The sequence below is a fragment of the Blastocatellia bacterium genome, from assembly GCA_035275065.1.
Taxonomy (GTDB): Bacteria; Acidobacteriota; Blastocatellia; order UBA7656; family UBA7656; genus DATENM01.
Map to the genome: position 1 here is coordinate 20,576 of DATENM010000023.1, position 12,682 is coordinate 33,257.

10 protein-coding genes are annotated in these 12,682 nt (G+C 61.4%); 1 reads left to right on the forward strand and 9 read right to left on the reverse strand.

Annotation, left to right across the window (positions count from 1 at the left end; all coding sequences use genetic code 11):
- Window positions 1–53 precede the first annotated feature (53 nt).
- Window positions 54–2,207: a DUF4910 domain-containing protein gene (locus tag VJ464_04075; protein HKQ04285.1), complete on the forward strand. Its 2,154-nt coding sequence runs from the start codon at window positions 54–56 to the stop codon at window positions 2,205–2,207.
- 79 nt (window positions 2,208–2,286) lie between these two features.
- Here the strand turns inward: VJ464_04075 and VJ464_04080 are convergent, their stop codons facing one another.
- The 9 genes from VJ464_04080 to VJ464_04120 all read right to left on the reverse strand — a co-directional run bounded on the left by VJ464_04080 (window position 2,287) and on the right by VJ464_04120 (window position 12,603).
- Entirely contained in the window at window positions 2,287–2,784 is a 498-nt protein-coding gene (locus tag VJ464_04080; protein ID HKQ04286.1) for a VanZ family protein, read from the reverse strand.
- 131 nt (window positions 2,785–2,915) lie between these two features.
- A complete protein-coding gene (atpG, locus tag VJ464_04085; protein ID HKQ04287.1) occupies window positions 2,916–3,833 on the reverse strand; it encodes an ATP synthase F1 subunit gamma in 918 nt (305 codons plus the stop codon).
- 127 nt (window positions 3,834–3,960) lie between these two features.
- Complete coding sequence (gene atpA / locus VJ464_04090) at window positions 3,961–5,493, reverse strand: F0F1 ATP synthase subunit alpha (GenBank protein HKQ04288.1); 1,533 nt, start codon at window positions 5,491–5,493, stop codon at window positions 3,961–3,963.
- 109 nt (window positions 5,494–5,602) lie between these two features.
- Window positions 5,603–6,151 (reverse strand): ATP synthase F1 subunit delta, encoded by a 549-nt coding sequence (gene atpH / locus VJ464_04095; GenBank protein HKQ04289.1) that lies wholly within the window; start codon window positions 6,149–6,151, stop codon window positions 5,603–5,605.
- A complete protein-coding gene (gene atpF / locus VJ464_04100; GenBank protein ID HKQ04290.1) occupies window positions 6,148–6,699 on the reverse strand; it encodes a F0F1 ATP synthase subunit B in 552 nt (183 codons plus the stop codon). Before atpF ends, atpH begins: the two co-directional genes overlap by 4 nt.
- Window positions 6,696–7,181, reverse strand: coding sequence for an ATP synthase F0 subunit B (locus tag VJ464_04105; protein ID HKQ04291.1), 486 nt, complete (start codon window positions 7,179–7,181; stop codon window positions 6,696–6,698). The genes atpF and VJ464_04105 overlap by 4 nt, the downstream gene beginning before the upstream one ends.
- Window positions 7,182–7,598: 417 nt before the next feature.
- Entirely contained in the window at window positions 7,599–8,009 is a 411-nt protein-coding gene (locus VJ464_04110) for a response regulator (GenBank protein HKQ04292.1), read from the reverse strand.
- 51 nt (window positions 8,010–8,060) lie between these two features.
- Entirely contained in the window at window positions 8,061–9,206 is a 1,146-nt protein-coding gene (locus tag VJ464_04115) for an AAA family ATPase (protein HKQ04293.1), read from the reverse strand.
- A 406-nt stretch (window positions 9,207–9,612) separates the two neighbouring features.
- Window positions 9,613–12,603, reverse strand: coding sequence for a ComEC/Rec2 family competence protein (locus VJ464_04120; protein ID HKQ04294.1), 2,991 nt, complete (start codon window positions 12,601–12,603; stop codon window positions 9,613–9,615).
- Between the last annotated feature and the right edge of the window lie 79 nt (window positions 12,604–12,682).

Sequence of the window (12,682 nt, forward strand, 5' to 3'; positions counted from 1 at the left end):
CTGGCCGAGACTCTCGGCGAAGTATCTCTGGGATGACTTGTGAGGCGCTTGTAATGAAAAGACTCGCTCCGCTGCTTGGCCTTCTCTTGCTGTTCAATCAGACAACGCCCGTCCGCATCGCAATGGCGCAAGCGCGCGGCGATGGCTTCACAAAAACGTCGCTGCTTGCGGACAAAGAAGTCTCGGCGCTCGCCGCCGAGATCAATGGCCTGATTGCCAAAGACACGGTTGCCGAGCTGGCCCGCAGCCATCGCGTGCAGGCGTCATCCGGTTACGCGCACGCCGCCGAATACATCGCCGCCAGGGCCAAACAGTACGGTCTTGAGCAGGTACAGATCGAACACTTCACCGCCGACGGCAAGAAGACTTACTATACGCTGAAATCAACGCCGGGCTGGGAGGCCGCATCCGCGACGCTCTGGGAGACCGGGCCGCGCCGCGCCAAAGTGGCCGACTATGCCGAGATGCATGTCGCGCTCGCCGATTATTCGCAGAGCGCCGACGTGACGGCGGCGCTCGTTGACGTCGGCCCTGGCACAACGGCGAAAGATTACGACGGCAAAGAGGTCAAAGGGCACATCGTGCTTGCGGGCGGCAACGTCGCCACAGTGCATAAGCTGGCCTGTGACGAGCGCGGCGCGGCGGGCGTTCTCAGTTACCAGCAAAACCAGGTCACCGCGTGGTCGGGTGATTATGTAGACAACGTGCGCTGGGGACACCTGTCGCCTTACAACCCGGATAATAAATTCGCCTTCATGATTTCGCTGCGCCGCGCCCGCGATTATCAGCAGCGGCTGGCGCGCGGCGAGCAGATCACCTTGCGCGCCGTCGTCAAAGCCGAGATCAAGCCGAGCGCCTACGACGTGGTCAGCGCGGTCATTCTCGGCAGCGACATGGCCGGCGAAGAGATTGTCTTCTCATGCCACCTCTGCCACCAGAAACCCGGAGCCAACGATAACGCGTCGGGCGCGGCGGCGATTCTCGAAGCCGCGCGGGCAATCAACAGCTTGATCCAGCGCGGCGAGATTGAACGTCCGCGCCGCACCATCCGCTTCATCTGGCCGCCGGAGATCAACGGCACGCTCGCTTACTTCGCCGAGCACCCCGAAGTCGTCCGGCGCATGAAAGCCGCCGTACATTGCGATATGGTCGGCGGCAATTACGCCATCACCAAATCCGTTCTGCACGTCACGCATACGCCGGCTTCGCTGCCGAGCGCGATTAATGCCGTCGGCGATGTGTTCGCCGAGTATGCCATCAACGGAGCCCTGAAAGCGGCTTCGGGGGCCGGTTTCGAGGACGCGCTGGTCGCCGCGGAAGGCGCGAAAGACAGCTTCGTCGCCGACACCACGGCGTTCGAGATGGGCTCGGATCACGACGTTTATGAGGAAGGCTCGTTCCGCATTCCGACGATCTATCTGCGCGACTGGCCCGATGTCTTCATCCACACCAACAACGACCTGCCGTCGAATATTGATGCGACGAAGATGAAACGCTCGGTCTTTATCGCCGCGGCGTCGGGCTATTTCCTGGCGCGCGCCGGCGGGCGCGAAGCCATGCGGCTGGCCGACGAAGTCTTTGCGCGGGCGCTGGCCAGCGCGCCAAAGGTCAAAGCCCGTGCCGCCGCCATCGAAGCCGCCGGCGCGGCGGATGCCGCCGACGAAGCGCGCAACCTGATCGCCCGTTCGGTCGAAAGCGACGCCGAGGCGATTGCTTCGGTGCTTCAGCTTGCGCCCAACGACCGCGCCCTTGAAGCCAAAGTCGAAACGCTCGTGGATCAATTGAGCGGCGCGTGGCTGGTGCTGACCGGCAAGCTCAGCGAGCAGCGCAAAGGCAACCGCGTCATCTTTACGCTCGAAGCCAAAGAGCCATCCAAAGAGAAGCCGCGCAATGCGAAAGAAGCGTCGCGCCCGCGTTCGGTAGACTTTCAGCGCGTGCCGGCAAGACGAGTCACCGGGCCGATGAGCATTTATTATTATGACTATGTGACAGAGCGCGCCGCGGGCGACACGCAGGCGATGGAGCGCATCGCCGCGCGGCCCAATGGCGAAATCCTGCTTTACGAAATTCTCAATCTGGTGGACGGCAAGCGCAACGTGCAGGCGATCCGCGACTACCTGGCCGCGGCTTATGGCCCTCTGCCTGTCGAAGAAGTAGCGGATTATCTGCGGCTGCTTGAAAAGATCGGCGTCGTTCGGACGGAATGAGGAGGAAGAAGTCAGGAGTCAGAAGCCAGAATGAGCAAGGAAGTCAGCGGCAGCAAGTACGCTTGTCACGCTTCCGTCTTTATTCTGACTCCTGACTTCTGACTCCTGAATTCTTCCGCGAATGCACCAACGCGATAACGGTAAGCATAAACAGCGCTCCCGACGCGTCGAGCAGCGAATCGTAAATCGAGCCGCCGCGCGAGTGCGTGAAGGTTTGATGAAACTCGTCGAGCAGCGCCCAGACAAAAGCGATGTTGAATGAGTAGGTCGCCCAGCGCCAGCGCCAGCGCGCTGCCGAATCGGCGCGGAAAGCGCGGAACAGCAGCCCCGCCAGCAAGGCGTATTCAGTAAAGTGCGCCAGTTTGCGCGCAATGTAATTGATCTGCTGAAGGGTGTGCTCTTTGGTGTGCGGCTTGAGCCAGAGAACAATTCGCTCGATGACGTTGCGGGTGTTCTCGCCTGAGAACACGTCGGTCGAGGCGTAGTACATCGCGCCGATCATCAACAACACCGGCAGCCAGTACTTCATAATCCTGATCGCCAGCGGCGACTGGGCGCTGTCGAGATTTTCAGCCATACGGTAAAAGTAAAAAGTAAAAAGTAAAAAGGCAAAAGTAAGGAGTCGGATCAAAAGATAGGCGATTCTATCTATTCACTTCCCTATCTTAACTTTTGCCTTTTTACTTTTTACTTTTGCCTTGAGCGGCGTTAGCCGCTCAGGGCCTGCGCGCCGGAAACGACTTCGATGATCTCGCGGGTGATTGACGCCTGCCGCACACGGTTCATGTTCAGCGTCAGTGTGTCGATGACTTCGCCGGCGTTCTTTGACGCCGAATCCATCGCCGTCATGCGCGCCCCCTGCTCGCTGGCGACCGATTCCAACAGCGCGTAGAAGAGCTGCGTCTCGACGTAGCGCGGCAGCAGGCTGCCGAAGATCTGCGCCGGCGGCTGCTCGTAAATGTAATCCAGGCCACCTTGCTCCGGCTCGCGGGCATCAGCCCGCGAAGCCGCCGACCCGGTCGCGGCGGCGTCAAAGCTGTCAGCGGGAATCGGCAGCAATTGCTTGACCGTAACGCGCTGCGTCATCAATGAAATGAACTCGGTGTAGATCAGAAAGACTTTGTCAATCGTCGAGTCTTCGGCGGTGTACATCTCCATCAGATCGCGAGCGATTTCGGCGGCGTCCGAGTGCTGGACGGTGGTGCGCGCCGTGACATTGATGTATTCGCGCAGCTTGTCTACGGGGCGACGGCGAAAGAAGTCGCGCCCTTTGCGCCCGACCGGAACCAGCTCGACGCGCTTGTCGGCGTTGTTGCGCAGGAACTGCTGTGCCGCTTTGTTGAGATTGGTGTTAAACCCGCCGCACAGGCCGCGGTCTGCGGTCACCAGCACGGCAACGTAATGCTCGTCGCCACGCGGGTCGAGCAGCGGATGACGATACTCGCCGGCGCTCGCCGCCAGTCGGCCCAGTACGCGCATCATCGTGTTGGCATAAGGTCGGGCGGCGACGACGCGCTCCTGGGCGCGGCGCAGGCGGGCCGCCGCCACCAGCTTCATCGCGCGCGTGATCTTCTGCATGTTGCGGACAGAGCGTACTCGTCGTCGCAGGTCTTGAAGGTTTGCCATAGTAAATCAGGAGTCAGGAGTCAGAAGTCAGGAGTCAGGAGTCAGGAGTCAGAATAAAAGCGGAAGCGCGAAGTGCTGACTTCCTCTTCCATTCTGTCTTCTGAATTCTGACTCCTGACTTCTCAAATTAAGCCGAAGCCGTTTGCGCTTCCGCCGTGAATCGATCTTTGAACTCGGTGACGGCGGCGCGCATCTCGCCTTCGATCTCGTCGTCAATCTTCTTGCGCTCGCGCAGTTTTTCGAGCAGGCCGCTGTGGGCGTTCTCGATAAAGGAGAGCAGCCCCGACTCGAACTTCTTCACCTGATCGAGCGAAATGTCGTCCAGATGGCCTTTGGTGCCGGCCCAGATCACCACCACCTGTTGCTCGACGGGCATCGGCGAATACTGCGGCTGCTTGAGCAGCTCGGTCAGCTTGCCGCCGCGGTTGAGCTGTTGCTGCGTCGCCTTGTCGAGGTCAGAGCCGAACTGCGCGAACGCCGCCAGGTCGCGGTACTGCGCCAGGTCAAGGCGCAAGGTGCCCGCCACCTGCTTCATCGCCTTGGTTTGCGCCGAGCCGCCGACGCGGCTCACCGAGTTGCCGACGTTGATCGCCGGGCGCACGCCGGAGTGGAAGAGGTCGGCTTCTAAGAAAATCTGCCCGTCGGTGATCGAAATCACGTTGGTCGGAATGTAGGCCGAGATGTCGCCGGCCTGCGTTTCAATCACCGGCAGCGCCGTCAGGCTGCCGCCGCCGAGCGCATCCGAGAGCTTCGCCGAACGTTCCAGCAAGCGGGAGTGCAGGTAGAAGACGTCCCCCGGATAAGCCTCGCGTCCGGGCGGGCGGCGCAGTAACAGCGAGATGGCGCGATAGGCCCAGGCGTGCTTCGACAGGTCGTCATAAATGCATAGCACATGCCTGCCGCTGTCGCGGAAGTATTCGCCCATCGCCGTCCCCGCATAGGGCGCGATGTACTGCATCGCCGCGGGGCTCGAAGCCGACGCATCAACGATGACGGTGTAGCTCATGGCGTCGTTATCTTCGAGCGTCTTTTTGACCTGCGCGACGGTCGATTCTTTCTGGCCGATGGCGACGTAGATGCAGATCAGGTCGCGGCCCTTGGAATTGAGGATGGTATCAATGGCGACGGCGGTCTTGCCGGTCTGGCGGTCGCCAATCAGCAGCTCGCGCTGGCCGCGCCCGATTGGCACCATCGCGTCAATGGCTTTCAATCCGGTCAACATCGGCTCGCGCACCGGCTGGCGATCCATGACGCCGGGAGCGATCTTTTCGAGCGGGTTGAACTGGCTGCTTTCAATCGGGCCGCGCCCGTCAAGCGGGCGGCCCAGCGGGTCAACGACGCGACCGATCACCTCTTCGCCGACCGGCACAGACATGATGCGCTTGGTGCGCCGCACTTCGTCGCCCTCTTTGATCTTCTCGTAATTGCCGAAGAGGATGGCGCCGACCTTGTCTTCTTCGAGGTTGAGCGCGATGCCGGCAACCTCGTGCGGCAGGTCGAGCAGCTCGCCCGCCATGACGCGCTCCAGGCCGTAGATCTCGGCGATGCCGTCGCCGGCCTGAATCACTGTGCCGACTTCGGTGACTTCGACGTTGGCGTCATAGCCTTCGATCTGTTGACGTATGATCTTGCTGATTTCATCTGCCCTGATGGGTTCCATTTATGATCTCCAATTCGGGTGATGGGTGTTAGGCGTTGGGTGATCGAGGACTAAGAATGAGCCAGATGCTTCCGATCCTTAGTGCCTGTCACCCGACACCCCACCTCCATCACCCGACACCTGATTTCAGTCTCCGCTCGATTCCTTGCAACTGTGTGCGCACCGAGCCGTCGTAGACCACCGAGCCGATGCGCGTCACGACGCCGCCGATCAACGTCGCGTCGGTCTTGAATTGAAACTCGATGCGCTTGCCGGTGATGGCCTCAAGCCGCTGGCCGAGCTGCGCTTGCTCTGTGGCGGCGAGCGGTTGCGCCGTCGTCACCTCGGCGACCATGACGCCGCGCCGCTCGTTGATGATGCGGCGATACTGTTCATAGACTTCCGCAACCAGCGGCAGCCGGTAGTGGGTCAGCATTGTGCGCAGCAGGTTCGCCGTAAAGACGCCGGGCCGGGTTCGCGCGATGATGGCTTCAAGCACTTTGCCTTTGTCCTGATGCGACTGCACGGGACTGGCGAAGACATGCGCAAGCTCGCGGCTCTGGCGCAACATCTCGGCAAAGGTGCGCAGCTCGCCATCGATCTGATCAACCTGATTGCGCGCGATGGCGACATCGGCCATCGCTTCGGCATAGCGGCGGGCGACGGTGGTGGCGCTCATCTTCCGACCTCGCTCAGCTCATCCATATAACGGTTGAGCAATCGCTGGTTATCTTCGGGGCGGATATCGCGGCGGATCATGGTTTCGGCCAGCGCCACGGATTGCTCGGCGACAAAGGCGCGCAGCTCAGTGCGCGCCGCTTTCATCGCGCCATCAATCTCGCGTTGCGCGGTCAAACGTACCTTTTCCGCGTCGGCGGTTGCCGACTGGCGAATGCGCTCGGCTTCGCGGGCGGCTTCGCGTTCAGCTTCGGCGCGAATCCCGGCGACCTCTTCGTCCAGGCGCGCGAAGCGCGCTTCGACTTCGGCCAGCCGGCGCTGTGCCTCTTCCTTATCGCGCCGCGCCTGCTCCAGCTCTTTCACGATGGTCGCCGCGCGGTTGTCAAAGACCTGGCCGACGCGCAGCTTCTTCACCAGCAAATAAATCAGGAAGATGAGAAAGATGAGCAGGTTAATCGGTCGCCACCACGGCTGTCTCCACCACGGGAGCTGTTCGGCGTTTTCGGCGAGAAACAACAAGGCTGGCGTAATGTAGGATGCGAAGATCAATCGGCCCCACCTCCGACGGTGCGCCCCAGGATGGTGCGCGAAATGTTTTCGGCGATCTGCCGCGATTCGGTCTCTAGCGTCATGCGGGCTTGCTCGGACTGGCGTTGGATTTCGGCCTTCGCTCGACCGATCTCTTCGGCGGTCGCTTGTTTAGCGGCCTCGACCACTTGCTGACGCTCGGCGAGCGCGACGGCGCGCTGCGCTTCGAGATTCTTATAGCTTTCGGCGCGCGCCTGCCGGATGGTCGCTTCGTATTCGCTGAGCTTCATTTCATAGCGGCGGGCGGCGGCGCGCGCGTCGTTGGCGGCGCCGGCGGTTAAGGTTTGCCGCTGGTCGAGGATGCGACTGACGGGGCGAAACAGCAGCCGGTTCATCACGAAGACGAACAAGAGGAAAAGCAGGAGAATGAAGACGAGCGAGCCGTCCGGGTTGATGATGCTGCTGCCACCCTCTGCAAAGGCGAGTACGCCGTGTGCGAGCAAAGTCTGGACTCCATGAACAAGAATTTTAGCGTCAACTCAAGCCACGAAACTTAACACACGGCTCGAAGCAGTGTCAAGGACAGCGCCCACGCAAAAACCGGCAAAAGTCCCGCAAATACGCGCAAAGCGGCGACCGCGCATCAAGCCTGGCCCTACGCTCAAGTGTAACAAGCGCCCCGCAAAAAGCCAGGCATCGCCCAGGAAATAATGAATGATGAGTGATGAATGATGAACTGCCGGAGCGAGTGCCTATTGCAGACTGGCAGCTTCTCGGTAATTCATCACTCATCATCCATCGCTCATCATTTTTCTCAGCTGGCTTGAGATTGCGCCATGCGGCGGGCAAGCAAAAAGAAAAGGGCCGCCGGCGTGAAGCGCTTCATGCCGGCGGCTCTTTGATTCGCAATAGGGGAAAGATCAGGTCAGGCGGGCGAGCGGCTGATGCTGAACGACAGCCGCCACCACCTCTTCAAGTATTCCAGGTTCGACCGGCTTGCCAAGCACCGCGGCGCAGCCGAAAGAAGCGGCGCACTGCTCGACTTCGGCGGTCTTCCAGCCGGTCAGCAGGATCATCGGCACGGGCGCGCATGCGCCATCGCTTAGACGACGCATCAGACCGAAGCCGTCCATTACGGGCATCACCAGGTCAACGATGACCGCGTCGGGCGTGTCGGATTGAATCCTATCTAGCGCTTCAGCGGCTGAGTTCACCACTTCGACATCATACTTGTCGCAAAGGAACAGCCGCAGCGCCTCGGCCCAGTAGCTGTCGTCATCAACGATCAGCAACTTCTGGCGGTCGAGGCCGCCCGTCGTCGGTTTCTTCATTTCCATCATCCCCTCGGTTTCTAAGCGATCCGGCGATGCCGCCCCATCGCTTTAAGCAATTCTAGTCTGCCGGGTCGTCCGGCGTCCGAACGGCGAATCGTAGCGGCTCGAAAAGATGCTGGTGACGTTCTGCTTCAAGAAGACCAGGATATTTTCGTCTGCCGCCAGGTCTACGAGGATCACGTCGCCCTCGCCGATCTGCCGCGTGGCGATCAGGTTCGACAGCGGCAAGATGACGTTGCGCTCAATCGTGCGCTTGAGCGGGCGCGCGCCATAACGCGCGTCGGTGCCTTCGTTGAGCAAGAACTGCTTGGCGCGCTCGGTATAGCGCAGGATGAAGCGTCCGGCGCCGGTCGCCAGCACGCGCCGCTGCACGGCCTGCAATTCCAGCTCAAGGATCTGTTGCAAACAGCTCTCCGAGAGTTGCTTGAAGACGACGATTTTATCGATGCGGTTCATGAACTCGGGCGAGAACTTGCGGCGCGCCGCCTCGACGCCGAGCTTGCTCAGGTGATTATTCGTCACGTCGGCGGGCGTGATGCACGGCACACTGAAGCCGAGCTTCGCTTCCGAGAGCTTCTCCATCTCGCGCGCGCCAAGGTTCGAGGTCATCACGACGATGGTGCGCGAAAAGTCGACGCGGCGGTTGTCGCCTAAGGTCAGCGTCGCTTTGTCGAGCACGCCGAGCAGCAACTGCCAGAGCGCATCGCTCGCCTTCTCGATCTCGTCAAACAGCACCAGCGTCAGCTTGACGCGCTCGGTGTGGTAGCTGTTGATATGCTCCTGCGTCAGAATCGGCGGCGTCTCGCGGTGACCGAGGTAGCCCGGGGGCGAGCCGATCAGCTTGGCGATCTCGTGTGAGTGCTGAAACTCCGCGCAATCGACGCGAATGAAAGCGGTCGGGCTGCCGAAGAGAATCTCGGCGGCGGCTTCGACCGATTTTGTTTTACCGGTGCCGGTTGGCCCCAGAAATAGCAGTGTGCCGATGGGCCGGCCAGGCATGTTCAAGCCGGCTTGATAGACCTGATACAACTGCGCCAGCGCCTGCACGGCAGGGTCCTGGCCGATGACCCGCGAGCGTAGTTGCTGCTCGAAGTTTACCGACTCGTCTGATTTCGTGTTGTGATCCAGCCGCGTGTAGTCAGCGTCGCTGACTGCCCTTAAACTCTCTGTGTAATAATTGAGTTGCGCTACCATTTTCTTTCCCCCCTTCAGCTCACCGACAAAGCAGTTGTACCGACTTGTTTGGTTGAACCGTCTTGCGTCTTCTCGTCATCACGGCAACGTACCCGGCAAGCCTTATGCCAAGTGGGATTCGGTAACAGAGCGGCTCACTCGGCGTTACCTTTGGTGGTGTTGAGCGAGTCGAACGCGCAAGGCTGCCACACCCGCGTATCTATTCTTCACAAGTCATGGGCATTTCTTAGTCGAATGATCTTTCATCCCTAATCTTTCACCCCGCCAGCCGCCTCTGGTGACGGCAACACGGCTTGTACTTATAAAATGCATCACCCAACCTGCACGTATGCTATTCGTCCAAAATGAGGGCGAGCGCATCGCAACTCCCCTTAAAGACTGAAGATGGCGGCAGAGCAAGCAGCCTTTAGCGGTTGCTGTTAAAAGTCGAGATGTTGAGGCTGGCGCCGTCCGTCTCGACCATCACCATGCCATCGCGCCCGGTTTGAAGCAGTCGAATGCCACGCGACTGGTAACGTTCGACGACCGCCGCGTGGGGATGGCCAAAACGGCTGCGCTCGCCGACCGAGATGATGGCACAGCGTGGGCGCACGCGATCCAGGAACGTCGCGGTCGAAGAAGTCTTCGAGCCGTGATGCGGGACTTTCAAAACGTCTGCGCGCAGGTCGGGACCTGCCGCCACCAGCGCCGCTTCCGCCGGCGCTTCGATGTCGCCGGTCATCAAGATAGCGCGGCCGCCATAGACCAGCCGCAGCACCACCGAGTCATTGTTGTTCGAAGTGACTGCCGTCGCCGTGGTACGTGGCGGCCATAGTGCTTCGACCGTCACGCCATCGATATCGAAGCGCTGCCCCGCGGCAAGCGCAGCGAGCGGAATCCGTTGCTCTCTGACGTTGCGCGCGAACTGCTCATACTCAAGATCGTCGGACGGGCGGTGGCCGATCAAACACTGGCCGACGCGAAAATTTTTCATCACCTGAGTGAAACCGGCGATGTGGTCGGCGTCGGCGTGCGTCGCCAGCGCGTAATCCACATAGGTTCGGCGCTGCGACCAGAGAAAGCGCGCAACCACCGCTTCGCCAACCGCAAAGCCATCGTCATTAAACGACGCCTCGTCCGCGGCATCCACGTCATCATTCGCCTGGCGATCTGCTGCCGGCGTGGCTTGCGGTGTTTGCGCGGCGCCGGCTTCTGGTTTTGTGAAGTTCGTTACTCTGCCGACTTGCAGCCCGCCGCCCGCATCAACCAGCATCGTCGTGCCGCGCGGGAAGACGACGAGCGCCGCATCGCCCTGTCCGACATCAAGGAAGTAGATGGTCAGCTTGCCCGTCGGCGCTATGGCTACAGGTCGAAGGATGGCCGCCGTCGAAGCCAACAACGCCAGCAGGCAAAGCGAAACAGGGACGCGGCGACGCGGCGACACGGGGACGCGGCGAGGGGCTGCGGTTTTGCTCAACCCTCTCTCTTTCTCCGCGTCGCCGCGTCCCCGTGTCGCCGCGTCGCCTACTCCGGAGCGTTCGACGGCATAGAACTCGTCTACGGGCCGCCAGCGATCCAGGCATACGGCAAGCCCCGCGAGCGGCACGAAGTAGAGCGCATAGATCAACGCATGCCAGTCTTCATAGTGCGCGACGCGAAAGGTCGCAAAAGTCAGGTGCGCGAAAGGCACGACCGAATGCGCCAGCAACGTGTGTGCAGCGTTGACTACAGCGGCGACGACTGCGGCCAGCGGCGCGCTCAACGGCGCAATCAACAGCACCGCCAGGCCGCAGAGCATCAGCACAGCGGTCAGCAACCCCGCCGTGATGTTCAAGAGAATGCCGATGGGCGAGACGCGGTTGAAATAGACTGCCATCAATGGCAGGGTCGCCAGTTGAATGGCCGTCGAGGTGATGACCAGTTGCGCTACGACACGCGCCAGCGGTTGCAAGCGCAGCCGATTCAGCCGCCGCGACGCGGGCGATTTGTCCAGACGATAACGGATCGGCGAGCGGCGGCTCTCGCGCCGGAACTCGCGCTCGTCCCAAAACAATATCTCGGCCAGGGCGCGAATCATCGGCGGGCAAACAGGGGGATGCGGCGAGCGCGCCTGTGGCCGCCACTCGCCGATCTGCTTGAGACGATCAAGCAGCGGCAGGGCGAGCGCGACGATAGCGGCGACCGCCACGAAGCTGAGCTGAAACGCCGGATCGGCCACCACTGCCGGTTCCAAGGCCAGCATCACAAACGCCGAGAGCGACACCGTGTTGATCGAAGCGGCGCGGCGAAAGAGCAACGGCCCGATAATGCCTATCGTCAGCATGCTGGCGGCGCGCATGACCGGCGGCGCCAGTCCGACCATCGCCGCATAAGCCCATAACAGAATGATCGCCGCCAGCGTGCGCGCCACGCTCTGACCTGCTGCCTTGCGCCTGCGGCTTCGCCAAAAATCCCAGCGCACACGCAGCAGCGCCCACGCCAGAATGCCCATGTGCAGGCCGGCGATGACCAGCGTGTGAAAAGTGGCGCTCTGCCTGAGGCGCTCGCTGACCTCGGCGTCGAGAAAGTAACGATTGCCCGCCAGCATGGCTTTCAATGTGCCGCTCGTCGGCGCACGGAAGCGCGCGTCTATCGCCGCCATCAATTTAATCCGCAGGCGGAACAGCCAGGCGAGGGCGCGATGGGTCTTCGCCCTGCCGAGCGGCTCGATGAGCAGCGGGCTTTTGATCGTGCCCTTCAAATCGTAGCCGCGCCGTTCGAGGAAGTCGTTGAAATCGGGTGAGCCGGGATTGCTGTAGCGGTTTGCCCGTTCAAGCCGCACCAGCACACGCAGCCGCGCGCCGGTGTCGAGCGCGAGCTGTCTGAATTCGCCTGCGGCCTCCTCGTCGCCGGGCGAGATGAGCAGTCGAACCGTTCCCGACGCTTTGGTTGTGACATCCCGCGCCCGCAGGCTTTCGGCTTCAAGGTCGAGAAAGAAGGCGTCGGGCGCAGGCTCCGGCGGTCGGGCAAGCACACCGATCAATTCAACCGGGTCTTCGGCCCGGATGATCCCGGCGGCAAACAGCCGGCGCAAGCGTGTCGCCTCGACGCCCTGGCGCTCCTGTAATGATAACCACGCACCGGCGAGGATAAGGCCGATGAACAGCGTCAGCGTCGCCTGTGTAGCTTTCTTCACTAAAACCAGTCCCGCCGCTCGCGCCATTGCCGCGAGGGCGAGCGGCGCAATCAGCCAGCGCGGCGCTTCGAGCCAGCGGTCGAGAAGAATGCCTGTGGCGAGCGCGGCGGTAAGATAAAGGAAGGGCTGGCGGCTGACGCTCAGCGCCGAGCGGAAGGCGGGACGCCGCCGCGCAACAACGCGAGTCGCCGCCTCTGCCGACCGCCTCGCGGCGTCCGTGATTGTGCGGGTGTCAATAGACATCGCGCTTCACCGTTTGGGGAAGCCCGAGTCAGTAGAAGCGGAAGCGAGCCGGTCGGCGGCGGTCTTTTCTTTTCGCGCT

Excerpts from the sequence above, each read along its gene's own strand:
- atpG (HKQ04287.1), bottom strand. The coding sequence starts at position 3,833 with ATGGCAAACCTTCAAGACCTGCGACGACGAGTACGCTCTGTCCGCAAC.
- atpH (HKQ04289.1), bottom strand. The coding sequence starts at position 6,151 with ATGAGCGCCACCACCGTCGCCCGCCGCTATGCCGAAGCGATGGCCGAT.
- VJ464_04110 (HKQ04292.1), bottom strand. The coding sequence starts at position 8,009 with ATGAAGAAACCGACGACGGGCGGCCTCGACCGCCAGAAGTTGCTGATC.
- VJ464_04120 (HKQ04294.1), bottom strand. The coding sequence starts at position 12,603 with ATGTCTATTGACACCCGCACAATCACGGACGCCGCGAGGCGGTCGGCA.
- atpA (HKQ04288.1), bottom strand. The coding sequence starts at position 5,493 with ATGGAACCCATCAGGGCAGATGAAATCAGCAAGATCATACGTCAACAG.
- VJ464_04075 (HKQ04285.1), top strand. The coding sequence starts at position 54 with ATGAAAAGACTCGCTCCGCTGCTTGGCCTTCTCTTGCTGTTCAATCAG.
- VJ464_04115 (HKQ04293.1), bottom strand. The coding sequence starts at position 9,206 with ATGGTAGCGCAACTCAATTATTACACAGAGAGTTTAAGGGCAGTCAGC.
- VJ464_04080 (HKQ04286.1), bottom strand. The coding sequence starts at position 2,784 with ATGGCTGAAAATCTCGACAGCGCCCAGTCGCCGCTGGCGATCAGGATT.